Genomic DNA, 23431 nt, shown 5'->3' on the forward strand with positions numbered 1-23431 from the left:
CCCGGACGCGGGCAGCACACCCGCCCTGCTGCGCGACGCCACCGGGACCGTGCTCGCGATGCTCCGGCAGGCGGTGCTGCGGTCCGTGGCGGCCCTGCCGGCCGGCTCCGGCGTGGCCGACCCGGCCGACGTCGCCCGGCTCGTGCGCTGGCAGGTGCCGGCCGTCATGGACCTGTTGCCCGACGGCGACGCGTTCACCGCCGCGTGCTGGCAGGAGGCCGGCGCGCTCGGCATCGTGGCCCACGGCGCCCTCACCCCGCTCGGCGCGGCCCTGGTGGCGGACGACCCCGAGGCGCTGCGGGCCGCCGGGCGGGACCTGCTCGGCGCGGCCACGACCACGGCCACGTTCCAGGCCGACCTCACGGTGGTGGTGCCCGGCGCCGCGGCGGGCGAGCTGGCCGACCAGCTCGACTCCGCCGCCGACCGGGAGTCGCGCGGCGCCGCGTCGGTGTGGCGGTTCTCGGCCGCCTCGGTGCGCCGCGCGCTCGACGCCGGGCTCGACGGTGGGGCCCTGGCCTCGGCGCTCACGGCGGCCAGCGCCACGGGCACGCTGCCGCAGCCGCTGACGTACCTGATCGCGGACGCGGCCCGCCGGCACGGCGAGGTGCGCGTACGGGCCGTCGGCTGCGTCCTGCACAGCCCCGACACCGCCCTGCTCGCGGAGCTGGTCATGGCCCGGTCGCTGGCCGCCCTGGGGCTCGTCCAGCTCGCGCCCACCGTGCTCACCAGCGCCGTCGGCCCGGCCGAGACCATGGCCGCGCTCCGCGCGGGTGGGTACTCTCCCGCCGCCGAGGACGCCACCGGCGCCGTCGTCGTGGAGCGGGTCACCCCGCGCCGTGCGGGCCCGCTGGCCTGGCTCGCGGACGGCGCCGACGCACCGTCGACCGGGGCCGTGGACGAGCCGAGCGCCGAGCGCCTGGCGGCGACCCTGCTCGCCGGCCCGCCGTACGAGGAGCCGGTCCGCGTGCGCCGCCCGCCGACGGTGCCCGCTCAGGGCGGGCCCATCCCGGGCCTGGAGGACCTCGACGTCGACGACGAGACGGCGTACTCGGTCCTGCTGGAGGTCATCCGCACCTACGCGACCCGCCTGTCGCCGGAGGAGGTCGACCTGCTCGCCGACGCGCTCACCGCCGAGGAGGCCGTCAAGATCACGTACCGGGACGCCGAGGGCGACGTGACGCAGCGCGTGGTCGAGCCGCTCTCCATCGACGGGCACGTCATGGAGGCGTGGTGCCACCTGCGCGACGCCGAGCGGGTCTTCGCGCTGAGCCGGATCACCTCGGTGGCGCCGGCCTAGCCCGTCATCTTCCCGATCACCATGCCGGGACGGCCCCGGATGAGCAGCCACGCCGGCAGCACGGCGATGCACAGCGGCAACAGCAGCCGCGCGTCCATGACCACAGTGGCCGCCAGGAGCAGGCTCAGCCAGCCCTGATGCGTGATCGCGAGGACGACGCCGAGCACCCCGCACCCGATCGCCAGCCCGAGCGGGACGCCCGGCACCAGGCGCACGGCGACCAGCCCGACGGCCGCCCCGATGAAGATCGCGGGGAAGATGCGCCCGCCCCGGAAGCCGCAGCTCGCGGCGACCACCACGGCGACGGACTTCACCAGCAGGATCACCACGAGGTTCACGGTCGGGTACCCCGCGGCGCCGGCCACCAGCTCCTTCATCTCGCTCAGACCCTTGAACAGCGTGATCTGCCCGCCGATCACGCCGAGCCCGCCGAGGACGAGGCCGCCGCAGGTCAGCGCGGCCACCGGGTGGCGGAGGCGGCGGAACAGGCCGTACATCTTGGGGAAGACCTCCACCATGGCGATGCCCACCAGCCCCGCGATCACCGCGATCACCCCGGCGCTGACGATGTCGACGGGGCGGAAGCCCGGGTACGGCGGTACGTCGACCGAGAACACGGGCTGGGCCAGGGCCAGCGTGGTGATCGACCCCGCGCAGGCCGCGATGAGCGGCGCGAACAGCCGGTCCCACAGCGGCTCCCGGGGGTCCGTGCCCGGCAGTTCCGAGAGCACCAGGGCCGCCGCCACCGGCGAGCCGAACATGGCGCCGATCGTCCCGGCCCCGGCGAGGCCGACCCACACCGGCGTGCTGTCCCGCCCGCGCCAGGCGACGCCGAGGGCGCAGGCGAGCGCGACGTTGGCGGCCGTGATGGGGTTCTCGGGGCCGAGGCTCACGCCGCCCGCCAGCGCGAGCGTCGCGGCGAGCAGGACGCTGGGGACCGTGGACGCCGGGTGCGGCGGGCCGATCAGCTCCTCGGTGGCGGGGTCGGGCCCGGCGTGCCCCGGCACGTACGCCACGACGAGCCCCACCGCGAGCCCGGTGGCGGTCAGGACGAGCATGATCCACCACCAGGTGGACCCGTCGAACCCCCAGGCGCGCGGCAGCGACTCCCAGAGCCCGTGCCGCAAAGTCTCGGACAGCCAGCTCACGACGAGCAGCAGCAGACTGCACCCGACACCGACCACGATCGCGGCGGGCGTGATCGCCAGCATCCGCCGCGACCACCCAGGACCGGACATTCCTCCACTAATACCCCAACACGGGTCGGGTCCCGGCGACTTCGCGCCGAACGGGGACGCGCGAAGAGGGGCCGGCAAGCCGGCCCCTCTTCGCGCGTCAGGACCTATGCGGCGGCGCGCCACATGGCGGCGAAGGCGGCGGCCTCGCCCGCCAGCCAGCGGCCCACCTCAGGCGTGCCGGCGCTCTTGCCGGCGCGGTGGGCCTCGCCGCGGCGCAGGTCGACCAGGACCGGCTCGGCGTTCGGCAGGATCTGCTCCATGTGGGACGCCATGAGATGCAGCGTGGCGAGGGTGGCCTCGCGGGTCGGCGGGTCCTCGTCGAAGTGCAGGCGCACGGCCTCGCGCTGGCCGTCGGCGCGGCGCAGCCCGAAGTGCGGACTGATCTTGACGGGCAACGAGTCGACCATCGCGAGCGCCTCGTGGGTGGGCATGAGCGACACGTCGGCGAGGTCGCCGAGCGAGTCGAGGTAGCGCCGGGCGCCCTGGGACAGCGCCGAGTAGAGCGGGCGCCACCGGGGCTTGACCTGGTCGACGACCTCGACGAGATGCCGGCCGGCCGTGCCGAACTGGATGTCGGCCTTGAGTGCCTTGACCAGTTGGCCGTGCGGGTTGAACCCGCCGCCGCTGGCGCGCTGCCTGCGCAGGCCGCCGACGAAGGTCGCCTTCGTCGGGCCGGTGCGCGCCACGTAGCGGGTGAAGCCGAGCAGCGTCGCGTACGGCAGGTCGGTCGGGGTACGCACCGGGGTCATGGCGCTCTCCTCCACGTCACTGGATTAGTACACCCATTCTAATCGCCCGACCGACAGTTTCCCACCCCTCCACAGTGATCCTCACCAGCAGAGATAGATCAAAGCACCCGTGTCGTGACGAGCCGCACGTCGTCCAGTTCGTCCGGATTCCCCGACTCGAGGCCGTCGACACCTTCCACAGTGGACAACGGAGCCGGCTCCCACACGGTCGCCGTCGCCGCCGGCGCCGTCTCCGAAGCGTCGAAGGGCCGGATGTCGAGCCGGTCCAGCGTCTCCCAGAGCCCGTCCAGCGCGGCCTGCGGGTCGTACCGGAACTCGCTCTCCCGGACCCGCCAGAAGCGCCACCCGGCCCGCTTGAGCTCCCGCTCCCGGTCCAGGTCCGCCTCGCGCTGCTCGGGCGTGCCGGTCCAGTGCGCCCCGTCCACCTCGACCGCGAGGCGCCCGCGCGCACCCGTCACCACCAGGTCGACGTACCGGCCGTTGACCTCCACCTGCGGGGTGACGTGGTAGCCCCGCTCCCGGATCCGCAGGAACACCTGCTGCTCGATGAGCGACCCGAACGCCGGGTGCGGCTCGTCGGCCGTGACGTCCGCGAGCACGGTGCCGCCCAGCGCCGGCGGCGGATTGAGCACATAGGACAGCAGGGAGTGCCGCAGGTCGGCCAGCGACATGTCGGCCAGCCCCACGGAGTGGAACAGCCACGCCTGGTCCTTGGCCCGCGACGCGGCCACGTTGAACCGCCGCTGCCACTCGGTGCCCGTCAGCGCCTGCCGCTTCTCGGCGATCACCAGCGACAGGAACACCACGTCGCGCTCGTCGCCCTGGAAGTCGGGCGGCGTACCCACGCGCAGCCGCCGGTCCTCCCACTCCTTCGGCTCCAACCGCTCCAGCAGCAGCGAATGGATGAGCTGCACCTGCCCCGTGCCCTGCAGGACGACGACGCCGATGGACTTCCCCGCGTACGCCGGGTCGGCCACGCACGCCTCGATCTGCGACACGATCGCCTCGGCCTCGGCCGGGTTACGCAGCCGCGTCGCCGTGCCCTCGGTGGTGGCTGAAGGAACGAAGACCGCCCGCAGCGGCGGCAGCCGGTCGCCACCGAACTGCCGCAGCGGCACCAGCGGCTCGTCCGCGTAGAACTGCCGCGACGAGTACTCGATGATCTCCGGCATGCAGCGGAAGTGCTCGCGCAGCGGGATGACCGCCCCGAACCGCGTCCGCAACAGGTCGAACAGGCTCGACTTCGGCGTGAACGCGTCACGCAGGTAGCCCGGCAGGTCCGGCAGGTACGAGTGCAGCTTGCCGAAGATCGGCTCCAGCTCGCCGAGGCGCACCTGCGACGGCGCGCACTGCTTGTCGTCGCCGACCACGATCACCCGCGGCGCGAGCCACAACAGGAACAGGTCCTCCAGCGACGCCTGGCTCGCCTCGTCCACGATCACCACGTCGAACGAGTCGCGCACCGGCGGCAGCGTCTCCAGCACCAGGTCGAGCGGCATCACCCAGGCCGGCACGGCGTCGCGCGCCTCCCGCATCGCCTCCCGGGCCCGCGACCGGTAGCGCTGCGCGTACCGCCCGGTGCCCTTGCCCACCGCCCGCATGTGCTGCTCGTAGGCCTGCAGCGCCTGCGCCTGGTGCGCGGTCATCCGCCGCAGGCAGTGGCCCCAGGCGCGCAGCGCCGCCAGCGTCGCGGTCTCCTGCCGCAGCCGGGTCACCGCGTCGGCCAACTCCGCCTCCAGCTCCTGCTCGCGCCCGGGCTGGCGCTGCCCCTGGAAGAACGACGCCGCCGCGGCCCACGCCCACGCCGCGTCCCAGCCGGACAGCCGGGTCGGCCACGCGGGGTCGCTCGGCGCCGCCGCCATGGCGGCGGCGAGCGCCGGGTGGGCGCTCTCCAGCCGCGACCGCAGGGCATCGCACGCGAGCTGGTCGGCCCGCTCACCCGGCGCGAGCGCGAGCTCCGCGAGAGCCTGGGAGTACGCCTCGGCGTCGCGGCCCACGAGCGCGTTCGCGGCCCGGACCAGCTCCGGCGGCGCCTCACCGCGGCCGACCGTCGTCGGCGCGTCCGCCGGCGTGGCGCCGCCGCGGGCGTCGAGGGTCATCCGCTCGGCGAGCGCCCCGAGGCGGGCCGTGGCCTGCTCGGCCTCGACCCGCAGGCGGACGGCGTCGAGCGCGTCGACCAGCTCCCACCAGTCGCCCAGGTCGGTCAGCGGCAGCCAGGCTCGGGCGGCCTCCAGCGCCCGCCGCACGTCACCGACGGCGGCCAGGAACCGCTGCACGTGGGCGAGCCGCTGGTAGGTCTCCACCAGCCGTGCCACCTGCCGCTGGATCGGCTCGGCCGCGGCCGGCAGACCGTGGCCGGCGCCCCCGACCGGCGCGCCGTCCGGGCCGCCGAAGCGCACGCCGACCATCGCCCAGCCTCGTGCCAGCGCCTCGACGGTGGCCTGTGCCTGCAGGGCGGCCGCGACGACGTGCACGCGCTCGGCCGTGTCGACGGGCGCGCCGTCGACCCTGGCGTGGTCGAGGACGTCCTCGGCGTCGCGTTGCACGCCCGGCTTGAGCAGACCACCGCGCAGCCTGTTGCCGGCGGCGAGGTGGTCGCGCAGCTTCGCGACGACCTCGTAGCGCGCGGCGGCCGTGCCGGGCGCGGCCGCCGCGATGGCGACCTCCCGGAACCCGATCATGGCGATCGCCTGCTCGGCGTCGGCGATCCGGGGCCGGCCGGCGGCGAGTTGACCCCACACCGTGCCGTCGCGGCCGGCGAGCCCGTCGGCGATCGCGCGGACGGCCCAGTCCTGCGGGGGCCAGGTGGTCACGTCGGCGTCGAGGCCGAGGTCCGCCGACGCCCGGCGGGCGGTGTCCACGGCGGCGCGCAGCGCGTGCAGCGTGGCCGCGTCGCAGCCGTCGAGCTGCCGGGACACCTCGGTCGACTCGCGGGCGGCCGCCTCGTGCGCGGCCGACTCGGCGGCCATCATGGCGCGCACCTCGTCGCCGACGGGGTAGGTCGACACGTCCACGGGTCGCTGCCGGCGCCGGGCCATCCGGCGGGGCGTCTCGGCCGCGAGCAGGCGCAGCAGCTCGGCCGCCTCGGTAACGGTCAGGGCCGGCTCGGCCAGCGCCGCGTCGTCCAGGACGAGCGTCGTCTCCAGGTCCACGACCCCGGCGCCGGGCACCGGCATCCAGTCGTGGCGCGCGGCGTCGCGGCGCAGCTTCTGCGCGATCTCGCCGAGCGTGCCCGAGTACCCGGGGGCGACCTCGGGGTGGCGGGTCAGCTCCGCCTCGCGCAGCACCCGGATGTCGTCGGTGAGCCGGTCGACCCGGTCGGCGAGGTCGGCGCGGCGCTGGGCGGCCCGCTCCTCCTGCAGCTGGTGGGCCTGCGGGTCGAAGCCGGCGTACCGGTTCGCCATCGCCTTGACGCTGCCCTCCAGCTCGACCGAGCCGGCGCCGCCCAGGTCGGTGACGCTCACGCACAGCTTGGCGACCTCGGCCGGCAGTTTGTCCCGGAGTACCCGCAGAGCTTGGGGTTTCTGACTGGTGACCAGGACGCGCTGGCCGTCGGCGAGCAGCGCCGAGATGAGGTTGGCGATGGTGTGCGTCTTGCCGGTGCCGGGCGGGCCCTGCACGACCACGCCGTTGTTGGTCTGCAGCCGCTCCATGATGCGCAGCTGCTCCGGGTTGGCCGGCAAGGGGAACAGCGGGTCGACGCCGAGCACGTCGGGCCGCACGTCCGGCACGCCGTCGGCGTCGAGGACCCTCGTGGCGTCGGGGTCCTCGCCCTTGTCGCGCAGCCAGTCCAGCCGCTCGGCGGCCTCCATCGACGTGACGAGCTGGGCCAGGCCCAGCGGCGACTGGGCCTGCGGGCCGGAGAGCGCCTGCAGCATGGCGTCGTAGTAACCGATGAGGCTCGCGCGCTCGCGCCGGCGCAGCACGATCGCGGGCGCGAGCCGCACTCCCGCCTGATCCTTCGTGGTCGACGGGGTCCAGCTCGCGTCGAACGGGGTGGCGTCGTCCAGCGCGCGCTCGGCCCAGATCTTCATCAGGCCCTCGGCGTCGACGAGCGGCGCGACCAGGGCGCCCTCGCGGACCTGCTCGTGCACCTGCTCCACCCGGGCCGGGTGGAACTGCGCGACGCCGTCGAGGAGCTCGCGGTCCTGCACGCGGGTCGTGGCCTCGGCGTCGAGGATGACGCGGGCCTCGTCGCGCTCCGCGTCGACCACGACGCGCACGCGGGTGGCCAGGATGTGGTTGCGCACGCTGACGCCGGCGCCCGACCAGGTGAGCAGGCCGGCCCCGAGCACGGTCTCGTACTGGTCCTCCTGCTGGCTCTGCAGGTGCGCGGCGGAGGCGAGCGCCTGGTACCACTCGCGCATCTTCGCGGTGGCCCGGTCGCGGGCGGCCCAGGCGAGCCAGTCGGGCAGCCAGACCGCGTACGCGTCGAGAATCTCCTGCGGCACGCGCGGCCCGTCCTCGGCGCGCGGCCCGTCCTCGGCGCGCGGCAGGACGAGGGTCGCGTCGACCGACGCGGTGCCGATCACGCGCGTCGCGTCAGCGGTGTCCGGGCGCGGCGTGACGACGGGCAGGCCGGTACGCGGCGTCGCCGCGACGAGCGCGGCCTGCGGCGTTCTCGGCGACGGCGCGCCGCCCGGCGGCGTCAGCCGCGGCTCGGCCGCCGTCGAGTCCTTGACCGCGGCGGCGTCGACCCAGCCGTCGAGTTCCGGCGGGAGCGGCGGGGGCGCCTCGGCGCGCACGCNCCTTGACCGCGGCGGCGTCGACCCAGCCGTCGAGTTCCGGCGGGAGCGGCGGGGGCGCCTCGGCGCGCACGCGCGGCACGGCGAACAGCGCCTCGCCCGCGCCCGCGTCCCGGTCGAGGATCACCTCGGCGGGCAGGTCGGCGAGCCACAGCACCGTCTCGTGCTCGGCCACGTCGAGCACCCGACGCCGGCGCGCCTGCGCCACGTCGCGCAGGAACTCGACAAGGTTGCTCGTGGTGGCGACCAACTCGCGGTCGCGGGATCGGGTCGACGGCACGGGGTCCTCCCTCGGGGGGCGGCGCGGACTCCCGCCCGCTCCGACGGTAACGCGCCCTGGCGAGATCCGGCCCGCTCCAGGGTGTTGATCGGAGTTTCGGGTACCGGGATGTAACCGGATTGCGCGGTGGCACATGAGAAAGCGCTTCGGGTGAACCGATCACTCGCGCGGCTGTCGCGGGTCCTACCCACGAACACCGATCTCCACACCTTGCCGCGCACCGCGATTCGGTTGCAATAGATTGATCGTAAATATATATTGCCCGTGTGACTGAGATGCGTGAGCCGACGTTCCTGATCCTCACCGCGCTGGCCGACGGGCCACGGCACGGCTACGCGATCCTCCGCGAGGTCGCGGACCTCTCCGCTGGCCGCGTGACCCTCCTGCCCGGCACGCTCTACACCGCGCTCGACCGGCTGACCGGCCAAGGACTCGTCGAGCTCCACGCCGAGGAGGTCGTCGACGGCCGGCTGCGCCGCAGCTACCGGCTCACCGGCGCCGGGCTCACCGCACTCGACGCCGAGACCGCCCGCCTGCGCCAACTCGCCACCGTCGCCGAGAGGCGGCTGCGCGCCGCGCGCCCCCGACCCCGCACCGCCTGACCCCCACTCATCCGGCACCGGCCACCATCCGAAGGGATCCGCATGTCCAGCGTCAGGCCCCAGGCGCAGCTCGCCGCACGCTACCGGCGGCTGCTCTTCGTCTACCCGAACGCGTACCGGCGGGACCGCGGCGAGGAGATCGTCGGCACGCTGCTGGACATGGCGCCGGCCGACCGGCGACGGCCAACGGCGCGCGAGGCGGTCAACCTGGTCACGCACGGGATGCGCGCCCGGCTCGGCCGGCCCGCGAGCCGGTGGGTAGTGGTCTGGGCCCTCGCGGCGGCGGTGATCTGTGGGCTGTTCGCGGCGGCTGGGGGGACGCGCGTCGCGTGGGCACTGGCCGATCGTGACGAACCGGAATCGATCATCAATAGCTTCTGGTCCGACGGGGTCAACGGCGTGGCCCTGACCATCTTCGACGGCGAACCGCTGCGTCAGGGCCACATCACTAACCTGGTCGTGAACGATGCCGCCAACGCGTCCCGCAGCTATCCGGCCCCGGCGCCGCAGGAACAGATCCTGGCGACCACGCGCGAGCGGCTGAGCGCGGCCGGTTGGACCGTGCGGCCGTCCACACCGGACACCGGGGCCCGGATCGTCGCCGAGCGGGGCGACGTGATCCTCGAACTGCTCGCGGAAACACCGGATGGACCGGCCGGGACGTACCTGGTCATGGCGGTGACCCGGACCACGCCCTGGACCGTCTATCCCGCCGGGCTGGTCGCCGGCCTGCTCGGCGCGCTCGTCGGATGGCTGGTGCTGGGCTGGGCCAGCCGGCGCACCGAGCACCGGCACCTCGCGCTGCGCATGGCGACCAGTCTGTTGTTCGGCGTCACGCTGGTCATGTGGTGGCTGCCCGCCGCGTGGCAGTTCGCGGGGAGGATCGAGCACCACGCCACCGAACGCCACCTGCGCTGGCACCCGATGTGGGAGTGGGTGGGCTGGCCGATATTCACGCTGTTCTTCTACGCCGGCGCCATGACGGCGCTGCTCGCCCTGACCCTCGCCGCCATCCCCCACCGCCACCGCGCCGCCGAGGTCGCCACGAGCTGATCGCGTTATGGCGCCACAGCCTGGTTATGAAGGGGCGGATTCCATAGCTGTGGCGCCCTGACGCGGGCAGGCTGGCCGTAAGCGGCGGCGGTCAGGCCGTCACGGAGCAGGTCAGCGTCAGTGCCGTCGGCGCCGCACCCTGGCCGAGGAAGCCGAACGCCGTGTTCCCGTCGACGGTCAGGGCGCCGTTGTAGTCGGCGTTCGTGGCCGCGACGCTGGCAGCGCCGCTGCTCACGGTGGCACTCCACGCCGACGTGATCGACTGGCCGCCCGGCCAGTTCCAGCCGACCCGCCACCCGGTGGTCGGGCTCCCGCTGACGTTGCGCACGCTGATCCGGGCGACGAAGCCGCCCTCCCACGAGCCGTCGAGCTGGTAGGTCGCCGTGCACTGCGGCTTGGCCTGCGTATACACCGGGCCCATGACCAGCGAGGAGAAGGACGAGCCGCCGCCCGAGAAGCGGTACCAGTACAGCGTGGCGGGGGTCAGGCCCGTGACGGTCAGCGCGGCGGCTTCCGCCGCGGTGTAGGCGGTGGCGCCGCCCCGCTGGTTCTGGCCCATCTGGGCGTCCTGGAAGCTGCCGAACAGCGCCACCGACGCGGGGTGGAAGCCGCACGCCAGCGACACGCTGACCGAGAAGGTGAGCGTCGTGGCGGTCGCACCGGTCACCGACCCGGAGACGGGCGGGAGCGCGCACGTCGTCGACACCGGCCGGGACGTCACCGGAGTCGTGGCCGGCGCGTCAGTCACCGGTGGTGACGGAATCGGCGTCGCGGTCGGATCCGCCGCCTGCGCGGTCGCCCCCGCACCGAGAACCAGGACAAGGCCCGCCATCACCGCGATCCCCCGCGCGGCCCACCGCCTGCGCATATCTGGCTCCTCCACAACTAGTCAGTTGATGCAGATCTTTACATGCGTGCGCGATGAGCCGGGAGACCGACCGAGACCATGCGCACATTCGGTCAATCACGCGCAGACACTGCGTTACCAGCCGTATTGATCTAGGGGCGTAGCGTTATCGATTCACGGTTGTCAACGTGCCTCGTCCCCGCGCCGACCGACACGGACCGCGACGGCATGCCCGACACCTGGGAGTCGCGCTACGGCCTGAACCCGGCCAGCGCGGCCCACGCCACCGGCGACTTCGACCGCGCCGGCAACACCAACGTCGGGAAGTACATCAACAGTCTCTCGACAAGCGTTGCCCGTAAGCGGACAGCGACCGCCGACGGACCGCCTCAACCCATATGGGGGTACGTGTGGTCCGTCGGCGCGTCGAACGTCTCCTTGATGGCGCGCGGCGAGACCCAGCGCAGCAGGTTGTGGGCCGACCCGGCCTTGTCGTTGGTGCCGCTGGCCCGCGCGCCGCCGAACGGCTGCTGCCCGACGACCGCGCCCGTGGGCTTGTCGTTGATGTAGAAGTTGCCGGCCGCGTACCGCAGCGCGTCGGCCGCCCAGTCGACGACCTTCCGGTCGCGGGCGAAGATCGCGCCGGTGAGCGCGTACGGCGAGACGGACTCCGCCTGCTTGACGGCGCTCTCGAACTCGCGGTCCTCGAAGACGTGCACGCCGAGGATCGGCCCGAAGTACTCCGTGCAGAAGACCTCGTGGGTCGGGTCGGTCGACTCGACGACCGTGGGGCGGACGAACCAGCCCTCGGTGTCGTCGGCCGTGCCGCCCGCGACGACGGTGCACGACTCCGCCTGCTTGATGCGGTCGAGCGCGGCGGCGTGCTTGTCGAACGCGCGCTGGTCGATGACCGCACCGCCGAAATTGGACAGATCCGTCACGTCGCCGTACGACAGGGAATCGGCCGTGGCCGCGAGCCGGTCCCGCAGGCCGCCCTCCCACAGCGACCGCGGGATGTACGCGCGCGACGCCGCCGAGCACTTCTGGCCCTGGTACTCGAAGGCGCCGCGGATCAGCGCGGTGTGCAGGGCGTCCACGTCGGCGCTGCTGTGCGCGATGACGAAGTCCTTGCCGCCGGTCTCGCCCACGATGCGCGGGTACGACCTGTACCACGCCACGTTCTGCGCGATCGTCTGCCACAGCAGCTGGAACGTGGCCGTCGAGCCGGTGAAGTGCAGGCCCGCGAAGTCCGGGTCGGTGAGCGCCACGGCGCTGACCGCGTGGCCGTCGCCGGTCACCATGTTGATGACGCCGGGCGGCAGGCCGGCCGCCTCGAACAGCCGCATGATCTGGTGCGCACCGAACTGCTGGGTGACCGACGGCTTCCACACCACCGGTACGCCCATGAGCGCGGGCGACATCGGCAGGTTGCCGGCGATCGCGGTGAAGTTGAACGGCGTGATCGCCACGACGAAGCCCTCAAGGGGCCTGTGGTCGAACCGGTTCCAGATGCCCGGCGACGAGATGGGCTGGTCGCGCCGGATCCGGTCACCAAAGTGGACATTGAACCGCAGGAAGTCGATGAGCTCGCAGGCGGAGTCGATTTCGGCCTGGTAGGCGGTCTTCGACTGGCCCAGCATGGTGGCCGCGTTCAGGGTGTCACGCCACGGACCAGCGAGGAGTTCGGCGGCGCGCAGGAAGACCGCGGCCCGCTCCTCGTACGGCAGGGCGCGCCAACCGGGAGCCGCCGCCTTCGCGGCCGCGACCGCAGCCGCCACATCGTCGTTGGTCGCATTGTGGGTGACGCCGAGCACGTGCGCGTGCTTGTGCGGCTGGACGACGTCAATCGCGTCACCGCCGCCGGGGCGCTGCTTGCCATCGATCGTCATCGTGAGCTCGATCCGCTCCCCGGCGAGCTCCGCGAGGCGCCGTTCGAGGCTGGCGCGCTCCGGGGACCCCGGCGCGTACTGCCGCACCGGCTCGTTGCGTGGCTCGGGCACCGCAAAGACAGCATCCATCTCAAGGCTCCTCAGCACGACGTCCACGGCGACGTTGCCGTGGCCCCGCCCCCATACTCGCACGCCTGTTCCGGGCCTACTCCAAGACCATTAACGCGGGTGACCACCGCCCCAGCCGGCCCCGCACGTCCGCGTACCCTGGGTGAGCCCACGCGGGCGGTCGGATTTCGCCGGACCGCGACAAGGAGACCGACATGACCCAATCTGGCCTCGCCACGCCGGACACCGAAGCCCCTGGGGCACGAGTACGCACCCCGGGCGGCCTCATCGTGCTCGTCCTGAGCCTGCTGTGGCTGGCGCGCGAGATGTGGGCGGCGCACGCCTCGATCGCCCGCAACCTCAGCGACCCCGCCGTGGCCATCAGCTCCGTGGCCCTCGCGCTACCCGGCGTGATCACCGCGGCCCTCGTCTCCGGCGCCGCCGCCGGCCTGGTGGCCGCCCTCCGTCTGGCCGACTGGGCCGCGGCGCCGGACGGGCTCGTGGCCCGGATCGGCCGCCGGGTGGCGGTGACCGCCGGCGCCGGCCTGCTCGTCGGGTTCGCGGCGGCCGTCGTGATCCTGGGGGCGTACGGCTCCGGCTCGGCGGTGCGGGGCCTGGCGATCACGACGGCGGCGGCCGGCCTCATCGCCGGCGCGCAGGCCGCCGTGCCGGCCGTCATCGCGGCCGCCGGCGTCGCCGGCCTGCTGCTCGTCTTCCTCAGCAACGCGGTGCTGACCATCTTCCAGTCGCCGTTGAAGTCCCTGTTCGGCGCGGGCGACACCGTCGGCTCGCAGAGCGCGGCCGCCGGCTGGTTCTCGTTCACCTCGGCCATGGTGGGCGGCCTGGCCGCCGGCGTCACGGCGTACGTGTACCTGCGCCGGACCGGCGCCCGCTGGCCCGCGTACCTGGCCGCCGGCGCGGCGCCGGGCCTGCTCTACGTCGTCGCGGAGGTCATCACCCGCGTCGGCGGCGCCCAGTTGCTCCGGGCCGCCAGCGGCTTCTCCGACTGGGACGCGTTCGCGATCAGCTACCTCGGCGAGAACCGCATCAACTTCGCCCTGGTGGTGGGCTTCCTCGGGGCGATCGTCGCCATGGTGCTGCACGGCCGCACGCTGAAGCCGGCCGACTCCGACGCGGAGGCGGACGCCGACGGTCAGGAGCCGTCGAGCAGCTGATCCAGCTCGGACGGGTCGTACCAGGCGAGTTCGTGGTCCTCGGCGCCGTCGACGGTGAACTGGGCGTCGGCGTCGCCGAGCGCGGCGATGTGCACCACGGCGGCCGCCTGGCGCACGTCCGCCTCGGCCTCCTCCGTGTCGACGTGGATCGCCGCGATGGCCGACAGCGGGACCTCGCCGGCCAGCCGCACGCCGCTCTCCCCGAGCTCCCGGCTCGCGGACGGCGCCTCGGCAGCCGGCAGGTCCGCCGAGATCACCACGCGGCGGCGGGGCGCCGCCGGGTCGCGCTGCAGGAGCACGAGCGCCTCCTGCGCGGCGTGGGTGAAGGCGACGTACTCCAGCTCCTCCTCGTCGCCCTCGGCGTACCACTCGCGCAGGCCGGGCGTGACGGCGTGCGCCAGGATGCCGTCGGGAAGCCAGGCCGCCCCCTTGTCCCGCAGCTCGGCGAGGGCCGGCATCGTGGCCGGCAGGTACACGCGGATGAGGCTCGACGTCACGCGCGCTCCAGTGGTTAATCGCAGGCTTCCAGTGGCAAACTGAGGCTGCCACCGACCCTTGGAGACGCCGCGATGACCGCCCGGTTCCTGACCATGCAGGACGTCGCCGACGAACTCGCCGTCTCCCTCTCGCAGGTCTACCACATGGTACGCAGTGGCGAACTTCCCGCTATCAAAGTCGGCGGTCGGGGGCAGTGGCGCATCGAGCGCGCCCGCCTCGAGGCCTATATCGAGGGCAAGTACTCCGAAACGGCGGAGTGGGTCCGCACGAACCCCCTCATCGACCGCGACGACTGACCCGCAGCCACCCGCCACACCACCGCCCGGCCCGCCGCGAAAGGCCCACCTTTAGCGAGATCACGGCCACCGGGCCGCTCGCCAAAAGCTCACATCTGGCGACGCGCGAGCAGCCTAGCCCCGCCAAAAGCTCACCTGTGGTGGCAGCTGCGGTGCTCAGCCCGCCAGAAGCTCACCTTTGGCGCGCGAGGTGGCCCACCGAGCGGACCTCGGCCATCGCGGCTCACGTTTTCCACAGGCAAACGCAAGCAAACAGAAGCTTCTTGCGTTCATCGATGCGTGCCGTCACACTTGGTCTCGCGAAGGCAAACGAAGGCAAACGCAAGGATTGCCGGATCCGAGGAGGCCGCCATGACCGCCACCCTGCGAGTACGTCCGTCGGAGCGCGCGACGTCCCAGCCGCGGCCACCGATCCGGGTCCTGCCAGTGCCTCCGCTGGAGCCGCCGACCGACGAAGAGTGGGCGCGCGCCGGCGCGGAGCCCCACCTGATCCGCCACGACCTGGCGCCGACGCTGCCCTTCCCGACCACCGGCACGGCTCCGGCAACCGCCGCCGAACGACCTACCGCCGAACGCCTGACCGCCGCGGGTCGACCGGCCGGCGCGGCGGGGGCGCGGACCGCGCCGGCACGCGGCGCGGGAGCCGGCGTTGCGCGAGCAAGCAGCGCGGTGCCGGCCACCGGCGCCGGCCGGGCGACGGAGGCCGGCGGCAGGCTCGCGGTGCACCGGTTCGTCGGCGCGTGCGTCGAGGTGATCGGCGGCTACCGACCGGCGACCCAACTGCGGGCGCTGTGCGCACCGGAGACGTACGCCGAGATCGCCCAGGCGCTGACGATGCTGGCCGCGCACCCCGACGCGACCACCACCGGCGCCCCGCCCTCGGCGCGGACCCCGGTCACCGGCCGAACGTCCGCCACGGGAACGCCGACAGTCACCAGAACGTCGGCCTCGCCCAGGACGCCGGTCACCACGCGGGCCGCTACCGGGGCGCCGCCGCGGGCGCCGCGGCAGGGGCAGGTCGCGCCGATCGGCCGGCCGACGGTCCGGCGGGTGCACATCGGGGAGCCGGTGGTCGGGGTGGCCGAGGTCGTGGTCCTGCTGGAGCGCCGTCAGCGCACCCGGGCGATGACCCTGCGGCTGGAACGCCACGACGAGCGCTGGACGTGCACGCACCTACACGTGCTCTAACCGGCCCATGAACGCCCGGAGCGCCCGGCGGCACAGGGGCCGGCGGGCGCTCCGGGTTCCAGACCCAAGCGGAGGTGCGTCAGGCGCCGCCGCCCGGCGCGCCGTGGCAGCGCTTGTACTTCTTGCCCGACCCGCAGTAGCAGGGGGCGTTGCGCGATGGTCCCGAGCCGACGGCCTGGCCGGCCGAGGGCTGCTTGTTGCCGGCCGCGGTCGCGGATGCCGGGCCGCGGTTCGGTCGGGCCGGGCCCTGGGCGCCGATGCCCAGCGCGGGCGCCGACTGCTCGACGACCACGCCGCCGGCTCCGGCCTCGCCGTCGATGGTCGGCGACGAGTACGACAGCGGCTGCTGGCCGCGGCCCTTGCCGCCGAGACCCTTGGCGCGGATCTCGACCGGCTGCTGGGAGCCGATGCCGCCCGGGGCCTCGGGCGCGCCCTGGTCCTCGACCTGGACCTCGATGTTGAACAGGAAGCCGACGGCCTCCTCCTTGATGCCCTCGAGCATCTGGGCGAACATGTCGAAGCCCTCGCGCTGGTATTCCACCAGCGGGTCACGCTGGGCGTACGCGCGCAGGCCGACGCCGTCCTTGAGGTAGTCCATCTCGTAGAGGTGCTCGCGCCACTTGCGGTCGATGACCGCGAGCAGCACCTGCCGCTCGAGCTCGCGCAGCGGCTCGGAGCCGATCTCCTCCTCGCGGGCCGCGTAGGCGGCGTGCGCGTCCTCCGTGAGCCGCACCGTGAGGAAGTCAGCGTCCATGCCGGCCCGGCTGCCGGCCTCCTCCTCCAGGTCCTCAATGGACACGCCCACCGGGTAGAGCTGCTTGAGGCTCGTCCAGAGCTGCTCCAGGTCCCAGTCCTCGGCGTAACCCTCGGCGGTGGCGCCCTGCACGTACGCCTTGACCGTGTCGTCGATCATGTTGTCGACCTGGTCGTGCAGGTCCTCGCCGGCGAGCACGCGGGCGCGCTCGGCGTAGATCACCTGGCGCTGCTTGTTGAGCACCTCGTCGTACTTGAGGACGTCCTTGCGGATCTCGGCGTTCTGGGCCTCGATCTGGGTCTGCGCCGACTTGATCTGGCGGGACACCATCTTGGACTCGATGGGCAGGTCCTCGGGCATGTTGAGCCGGTCCATGACCGCCTGCACGGCGCCCGCGCGGAACCGCTTCATCAGCTCGTCCTGCAGCGACAGGTAGAACCGGGACTCGCCGGGGTCGCCCTGGCGCCCGGACCGACCGCGCAGCTGGTTGTCGATGCGCCGCGACTCGTGCCGCTCCGTGCCCAGCACGTACAGGCCGCCGGCGTCGACGACCTCCTCGGCCTCCTCGTCGCACTGCTTCTTCCAGCGCGGGAGGACATCCTCCCAGGCCGCGGCGTACTCGTCGGGGCTCTCCTCGGGGTCGAGCCCGCGGGCCCGCAGCTCCGCCGCGGCCAGGAATTCCGGGTTGCCGCCGAGCAGGATGTCCGTGCCGCGGCCGGCCATGTTCGTGGCGACCGTGACCGCGCCCTTGCGGCCGGCCTGCGCCACGATCTCGGCCTCCTTGGCGTGGTACTTCGCGTTGAGGACCGAGTGCGGGATGCCGCGCCGGCGCAGCATCTGCGAGAGGATCTCGGAGTTCTCGACGCTGACCGTGCCGACGAGCACCGGCTGGCCCTTGGCGTGCCGCTCGACGATGTCCTCGACGACCGCGTTGAACTTGGCCTTCTCGGACTTGTAGATCACGTCGGACTTGTCCTGGCGGACCATCGGGCGGTGGGTCGGGATCGACACCACGCCGACGTTGTAGACCTTCTGGAACTCGGCCGCCTCGGTCTGCGCCGTACCGGTCATGCCGCCGAGCTTCTCGTACAGGCGGAAGTAGTTCTGGAGGGTGATCGTCGCGAGGGTCTGGTTCTCCTGCTTGATCTCCACTCCTTCCTTCGCCTCGATGGCCTGGTGCATGCCCTCGTTGTACCGGCGGCCGTAGAGGATGCGGCCGGTGAACTCGTCGACGATGAGGACCTCGCCGTCGTTGACGATGTAGTCCTTGTCGCGCTTGAACAGCTCCTTGGCCTTGAGCGCGTTGTTCAGGTAACCGACGAGCGGGGTGTTGACCGACTCGTAGAGGTTGTCGATGCCCAGCCAGTCCTCGACGCGGGCGACGCCGCGCTCGGTGACGGCGACGGTGCGCTTGGAGATGTCGACCTCGTAGTCGCCCTCGCCGTCCGTGCCGGCGGAGAGCCGCGCGACGACCTTGGCGAACTCGCCGTACCAGCGGGCCGACTGCTCGGCCGGGCCGGAGATGATCAGCGGCGTACGGGCCTCGTCGATGAGGATCGAGTCGACCTCGTCGACGACGGCGAAGAAGTGGCCGCGCTGCACCAGCTCGTCCTTCGACCACGCCATGTTGTCGCGCAGGTAGTCGAAGCCGAACTCGTTGTTGGTGCCGTACGTGATGTCGGCCTGGTAGGCCGCGCGGTGCTGCTCAGGCTTCTGGTTGGGCAGGATCACGCCCACGTTCAGGCCGAGGAAGCGGTGCACCTGGCCCATCCACTCGGCGTCGCGCTGGGCCAGGTAGTCGTTCACCGTGACCACGTGCACGCCCTTGCCCGCGAGGGCGTTGAGGTAGGCCGGCATGACGCAGGTCAGCGTCTTGCCCTCGCCGGTCTTCATCTCGGCGATGTTGCCGAAGTGCAGCGCCGCCCCGCCCATGACCTGGACGTCGTACGGCCGCTGGCCGAGCACCCGGCTGGCCGCCTCCCGGGCGACGGCGAACGCCTCCGGCAGCAGGTCGTCGAGGGTCTCGCCCTCGGCGTACCGCTCGCGGAAGGCGTCGGTCATGTCCCGCAGCTCATCGTCCGACAAGTCGGTGTAGTGGTCGGCGATCGAGTTGACGGCCTCGGCGATCGCCTTCAGACGACGCACCGTCCGGCCCTCGCCGGCGTTAAGGATCTTTTCCAGAATCGACACGGTCAGCGCTCCCTACGGCCCTGCCGGTGAAAGCCGGAGGACAGACATACCTGCGTCGACCATCGTAGGCGCTGCCGTGCCGGCACCGCCCCCCGCGCCCACCCCGCGCGCACCATTGCCGCAAATCGCCCAGCATGTGGGCAGCGCCGCTGTCCGGTAGTCGCCAGTACAGCCCGGGCGTCCGCCCCGGTCAGGCAGGTCCCCGACCCACCCGGATGTGGCGGGAATCACGTTCGCGGGTCGACGCGGCGGCTGCCCGTCGCGTCGTCACGCCATGAAAGCCGACCACCTATTTTCGGTGCCTTATTCTCCTTGGCGTCGAGGAGGCGTCATGAAGGAAATGCCGCGCGGCCTGCGCCGCAGGCGGTTTTTCATGGGGGTACTGGCCGTCACGGTCATTCTTGGCGCCAACACGCCGCCGGCCTGGTCCTATGTCTCCGACTACATGCGTGACAAATTGATCAACAGCAACGGCTACAAGTCGCGCTTCGGCCACTGGGACGTCATCGAGCTCCCGCCCGACATGCGGGTCAACGCCATCCACGCGGCGCTGCTGCCCTCCGGCCGGATCCTGCTCATCGCCGGGTCGGGCAACGACACGCGGCAGTTCGCCGCCGGCACGTTCAGGACGCTCGTCCACGACCCGTCGACCGGCCGCACGAAGCTCGTGCCGACGCCGACCGACCTCTTCTGCGCCGGGCACGCCTTCCTGCCCGACGGCAAGCTCCTCGTCGCCGGGGGCACGCTCCGCTACGAGGTGCTCGAGCCGCAGGTCACGAAGGCCGCCGGCCTCATGGTGGTGAAGAACGGGGCGCCCGGCGGCGCCCCCCGGGTCTTCCCCAAGGGCACCGAGTTCGTCTCCCCGGCGGGCAGGAAGTACGTCGCCACCGCGGAGTTCACGGTCCAGCCGGCCACCAAGGTCAAGATCAGGGGCGGCGCCAAGGTCACCGCCTCGACCACCTCGACCTGGGTCGAGTCGACCGAGGAGGGGCCGGGCGGGGTCACCGCGGTCCGGGGCAACTACAAGATCACCGGCCTGGCCGGGCTGGACCGGGAGAACATCTACGGCCTCAACGAGAAGATGACCCTGGACAGGCAGGACTTCCAGGGCCGGCGCGAGTCCTACGAGTTCAACCCGGTCACCGAGCGGTACGAGCGGGTCGGCGACATGGCCGAGCAACGGTGGCACCCGACGCTGACCGGGCTGTCCGACGGCAGGATCATCGCGGTGTCCGGCCTCGACGGGGCGGGCCGGGTCGTGCCCGGCATCAGCGAGGTGTACGACCCGAGGACGAAGAAGTGGGTCGTCCGTAAGGATCTTGAACAGTACTTCCCGACGTACCCCGCGATTTTTCAGACCGCGAAGCCCGGGGTGCTGTTCTACTCGGGCTCCAACTCCGGCTACGGCCCCGCCGACCAGGGACGCGACCCGGGCTTCTGGGATCTGAGGACCAACAAGCTGACGCTGGTGCCGGGACTGCGCGACGCCGACATGCTGGAGACCAGCGGGTCGGCATGGGTCGGCCCGGTGCAGGACCAGAAGATGATCGTCGTCGGCGGGGGCGGGGTCGGCGACTCACCCAAGTCGACCGCGCGCATCGACGTCGTCGACCTCGACGAGGCCACGCCGCGCTTCATGCCCGGCCCGAGCCTGCCCCAGGCCGCGCGGTACCCGATCCTCGTCACCCTGCCGGACGACACGACGCTCATCACGAACGGGTCGAAGGGCTACCGGGGCCGCGGCGCCAGCGACAACCACAACGCGCGCATCTACCACCCGGACACCAACACCCTGTCGTACGCGGCCGACCCGACCGTGGGCCGCGACTACCACGCGGCGGGGCTGCTGCTGCCCGACGGGCGGGTCATCACGGTCGGCTCCAACCCGCTGTTCACGGACAAGCTCGACTCTCAGACCGCGCCGTTCGAGCAGCGTCTGGAGGTCTTCACCCCGGCCTACCTCTACCAGGGCGGCGCGCGGCCCGCGATCAACGACGGGCCGCTGAAGCTGACCTGGGGCGCCACGGGCGCGTTCACCACCTCCGACCCGTCCCAACTGGTCAGGGCGCGGCTGCTGCGGCCCGGGGCGAGCACCCACGTCACCGACGTCGAGCAGCGCTCCGTGGCGGTGGAGATGACGCCGACGGCCACCGGCGTCACGCTCACCATCCCGAAGGAGCCCACGATCGTGCCGCCGGGCCCCTACCTGCTGTTCGTCACCGACAAGCGCGGCGTGCCGTCGGTGGCGCGGTGGGTGCAGATCGGCTAGTCGGACGCCGCCGTTTCGCACGCGTCATGCGGTAATTCCATTCACGGCCGACTACTCGTCACATTCAAAAGACGCGCGCATGGCCCGACCAGCGGTGTCAGAAAACCGTCAACATACGCGGGAACTATTTCCGACTTCCATTCCTGCTGGTCATAACGGTGGAGTGAGCACGCCTTAACCGGCCGTCGATCTGGACGGGAATAACACCCCCCGGTTAGCTTCATTCGCGTTCCGTGAACGCACATGGCTCGGAATTGACAATAGGAGGGTCATGGCGTCCGCCGTGCCGCCGGCGCGGGGCCGCGCCATTCGCCGCACGCCCGGCGACCTGGAGGCCTACAGTCAGCTCACCGGGCGTGTCGAGCCGGCGCCCACCGGGCCGTACCGGGTGCGGTTCCGGAGCCTCACCCGCACCGACGGCGTCGGCGGGCTGATCAAGCGGATCGTCATCGCGCTGCTCACCATCACGATCGAAGTGATCTTTGTCCGCTGGCTGCTCAGCCCGGAGCACTACCCGAGCTTCGCCGGCGCCGCATGGCTCGTGTGGACGAACATCTTCGTCATCGTGGCCATCGCGATCATGGAGCTGTTCCGGCTGGTCAACACCGTCTCGCTGGCCATCGCCTCGGTGCTCGCGCGCGACCCGGTCCCGGTGCGCCCCGACCCGTCGCTGCGGCTCGCGTTCCTCACCACGATCGTGCCCAGCAGGGAACCGATCGCCGTGGTCGCGGAGACGTTGCGTGCCGCCCGCCGCATCGACTACGCCGGCCAGCTCGACGTCTGGCTGCTCGACGAGGGTAACGACCCCGACGTCATCGCGGTCTGCGCGGAGCTCGGCGTGCGGCACTTCAGCCGCAGGGGCATCGAGCGGTACAACACCCGCAAGGGCCCCTTCCGGGCACGGACCAAGCACGGCAACTACAACGCGTGGCTCGACGCGCACGGCGACGGGTACGACGTGTTCCTGTCCGTCGACCCCGACCACGTGCCGCTGCCCAACTTCGTCGAGCGCGTCCTCGGCTACTTCCGCGACCCCGACGTGGCCTACGTCGTGGGTCCACAGTGCTACCGGAACAGCACGGCGTACGTGACCAGGGGCGCCGAGTCGCAGCAGTTCCCCTTCCACGGCATCATCCAGCGGGCCGCCAACCGGTACCACGCGGCGATGCTCGTCGGCACGAACAACGCGATCCGGATCTCGGCGCTGCGCGGCGTCGGCGGGCTCAGCGACTCCATCACCGAGGACATGGCCACCGGCATCCGGATCCACACGTCCCGCAACCCGGCCACCCGCAGGCGCTGGAAGTCGATCTACACGCCCGACGTCCTGGCCGCCGGCGAGGGGCCGGAGTCGTGGCGCGACTACTTCGGCCAACAGATGCGCTGGTCGCGCGGCACATTCGAGATCCTCACCAGGATGTACTGGCGCCGCGTATGGCGGTTCACCCCCGGTCAGCTACTGCATTACAGCCTGATCACCACGTTCTACCCGTCGATGGCGCTCGGCTGGCTGCTCGGCGGCATCAACGCGGTGCTCTACCTCGCCGTCGGCGCGCACGGCCCCACCGTCTCCCCGTCGGTCTGGCTCGCCCTGTACACCGACGCCACCATCTTCCAGCTCTGGCTGTACGTGAGCGCACGGCGCCACAACGTCAGCCCGTACGAGGTGGCGGGGTCCACCGGGCTGGGGGGCATGCTCATGTCGGTGATCTCGGCGCCGATCTACTCGTCGCAGCTGATCGCGACGCTGCTGTTCCGCCCGGCCCGCTTCGTGGTCACCCCCAAGGGCACGTCACGCAGCCGCGACAGCATCTGGGTCTTCCGCCGGCATCTGCAGTGGGCCGCCCTGCTCACGGCCGCCCTCGCCGTCGCGGTGTACCGGGGTCACGCCGATGTCGCCGTCACGGTATGGCCCTCGGTGAACCTGCTCATCTGCCTCGCGCCCTTGTTACTGTGGCGCATGGAGTTCCTCCGGAACAAGCGACTCGCGAGGCAGGCACAGGCCGCGACGCCGGCCCCCGCCGATGCGCTCGACGACGATCTGCCCGGCCTGGACACCTCCTCGTTCGAGATCCCCGCGTTCGGCCAGCCGCACTTCGAGCTGCCCACCGGCGCCCCGCCGGCGCTCGCCTCCGCCGCGGCCGCCCCCGCCGGCCTGGGGGTGCCGAGCGCCGTGGCGGTCGGCACGACCGGCGGCACCGACCCGGTGATGCTCGTGACGTCAGCCAACCTCGGCACGCCCGGGCAGCGGCC

At 72.4% G+C, this 23431-nt stretch carries 15 protein-coding genes; 8 read left to right on the top strand and 7 right to left on the bottom strand.

The annotated features are described in order from the left end of the window. On the top strand, positions 1-1297 hold a 1297-nt coding region (locus ABD211_RS10010), incomplete at its 5' end, for a helicase-associated domain-containing protein (RefSeq protein ID WP_344128620.1). Here ABD211_RS10010 and ABD211_RS10015 read toward each other — a convergent pair. From ABD211_RS10015 to ABD211_RS10025, 3 genes are all read right to left on the bottom strand, one after another. Next, positions 1294-2535, bottom strand: a complete 1242-nt coding sequence (locus ABD211_RS10015) for an ion channel protein (protein WP_344128622.1) — start codon at positions 2533-2535, stop codon at positions 1294-1296. The genes ABD211_RS10010 and ABD211_RS10015 overlap by 4 nt on opposite strands. Positions 2536-2639: 104 nt before the next feature. Next, positions 2640-3284 carry a hypothetical protein gene (locus tag ABD211_RS10020; protein ID WP_344128624.1) on the bottom strand — a complete coding sequence of 215 codons (645 nt, stop codon included), beginning with the start codon at positions 3282-3284 and terminating at the stop codon, positions 2640-2642. A 98-nt stretch (positions 3285-3382) separates the two neighbouring features. Beyond that, positions 3383-8029: an AAA domain-containing protein gene (locus ABD211_RS10025; RefSeq protein WP_425560390.1), complete on the bottom strand. Its 4647-nt coding sequence runs from the start codon at positions 8027-8029 to the stop codon at positions 3383-3385. 555 nt (positions 8030-8584) lie between these two features. Between ABD211_RS10025 and ABD211_RS10030 the strand changes: the two genes are divergently transcribed. Together ABD211_RS10030 and ABD211_RS10035 are read left to right on the top strand one after the other, a co-directional pair. Beyond that, positions 8585-8911, top strand: a complete 327-nt coding sequence (locus tag ABD211_RS10030; RefSeq protein WP_344128648.1) for a PadR family transcriptional regulator — start codon at positions 8585-8587, stop codon at positions 8909-8911. 42 nt (positions 8912-8953) lie between these two features. After that, positions 8954-9964, top strand: coding sequence for a hypothetical protein (locus tag ABD211_RS10035; RefSeq protein ID WP_344128626.1), 1011 nt, complete (start codon positions 8954-8956; stop codon positions 9962-9964). 91 nt (positions 9965-10055) lie between these two features. Here ABD211_RS10035 and ABD211_RS10040 read toward each other — a convergent pair whose 3' ends face one another. Together ABD211_RS10040 and pruA are read right to left on the bottom strand one after the other, a co-directional pair. Beyond that, complete coding sequence (locus tag ABD211_RS10040) at positions 10056-10832, bottom strand: cellulose binding domain-containing protein (protein ID WP_344128628.1); 777 nt, start codon at positions 10830-10832, stop codon at positions 10056-10058. 368 nt (positions 10833-11200) lie between these two features. Next, complete coding sequence (gene pruA / locus ABD211_RS10045; protein ID WP_344128630.1) at positions 11201-12829, bottom strand: L-glutamate gamma-semialdehyde dehydrogenase; 1629 nt, start codon at positions 12827-12829, stop codon at positions 11201-11203. Between the two features lie 194 nt (positions 12830-13023). On the opposite strand from pruA, the gene ABD211_RS10050 reads away from it, so the two are divergent. Continuing rightward, entirely contained in the window at positions 13024-13983 is a 960-nt protein-coding gene (locus tag ABD211_RS10050) for a hypothetical protein (protein ID WP_344128632.1), read from the top strand. Here ABD211_RS10050 and ABD211_RS10055 read toward each other — a convergent pair. Beyond that, positions 13962-14480 carry a DUF6912 family protein gene (locus ABD211_RS10055; RefSeq protein WP_344128634.1) on the bottom strand — a complete coding sequence of 173 codons (519 nt, stop codon included), beginning with the start codon at positions 14478-14480 and terminating at the stop codon, positions 13962-13964. The genes ABD211_RS10050 and ABD211_RS10055 overlap by 22 nt on opposite strands. 72 nt (positions 14481-14552) lie before the next feature. Here ABD211_RS10055 and ABD211_RS10060 point away from each other — a divergent pair, with 72 nt between their 5' ends. Together ABD211_RS10060 and ABD211_RS10065 are read left to right on the top strand one after the other, a co-directional pair. Next, the gene (locus ABD211_RS10060; RefSeq protein WP_344128636.1) at positions 14553-14777 is read left to right on the top strand and encodes a helix-turn-helix domain-containing protein; all 225 of its coding nucleotides are present in this window, start codon (positions 14553-14555) and stop codon (positions 14775-14777) included. Between the two features lie 351 nt (positions 14778-15128). Continuing rightward, positions 15129-15965 carry an Rv3235 family protein gene (locus ABD211_RS10065; protein ID WP_344128638.1) on the top strand — a complete coding sequence of 279 codons (837 nt, stop codon included), beginning with the start codon at positions 15129-15131 and terminating at the stop codon, positions 15963-15965. A 79-nt stretch (positions 15966-16044) separates the two neighbouring features. Here ABD211_RS10065 and secA read toward each other — a convergent pair whose 3' ends face one another. Beyond that, entirely contained in the window at positions 16045-18909 is a 2865-nt protein-coding gene (gene secA, locus ABD211_RS10070) for a preprotein translocase subunit SecA (RefSeq protein WP_344128640.1), read from the bottom strand. Between the two features lie 331 nt (positions 18910-19240). Here secA and glxA point away from each other — a divergent pair, with 331 nt between their 5' ends. Together glxA and ABD211_RS10080 are read left to right on the top strand one after the other, a co-directional pair. Further along, positions 19241-21178, top strand: a complete 1938-nt coding sequence (gene glxA / locus ABD211_RS10075) for a radical copper oxidase GlxA (protein WP_344128642.1) — start codon at positions 19241-19243, stop codon at positions 21176-21178. 271 nt (positions 21179-21449) lie between these two features. Beyond that, positions 21450-23431, top strand: a 1982-nt coding sequence (locus tag ABD211_RS10080; protein WP_344128644.1) for a glycosyltransferase family 2 protein, incomplete at its 3' end; no start/stop codon positions are given.

Source organism: Luedemannella flava, assembly GCF_039528515.1.
Taxonomy (GTDB): Bacteria; Actinomycetota; Actinomycetes; order Mycobacteriales; family Micromonosporaceae; genus Luedemannella; species Luedemannella flava.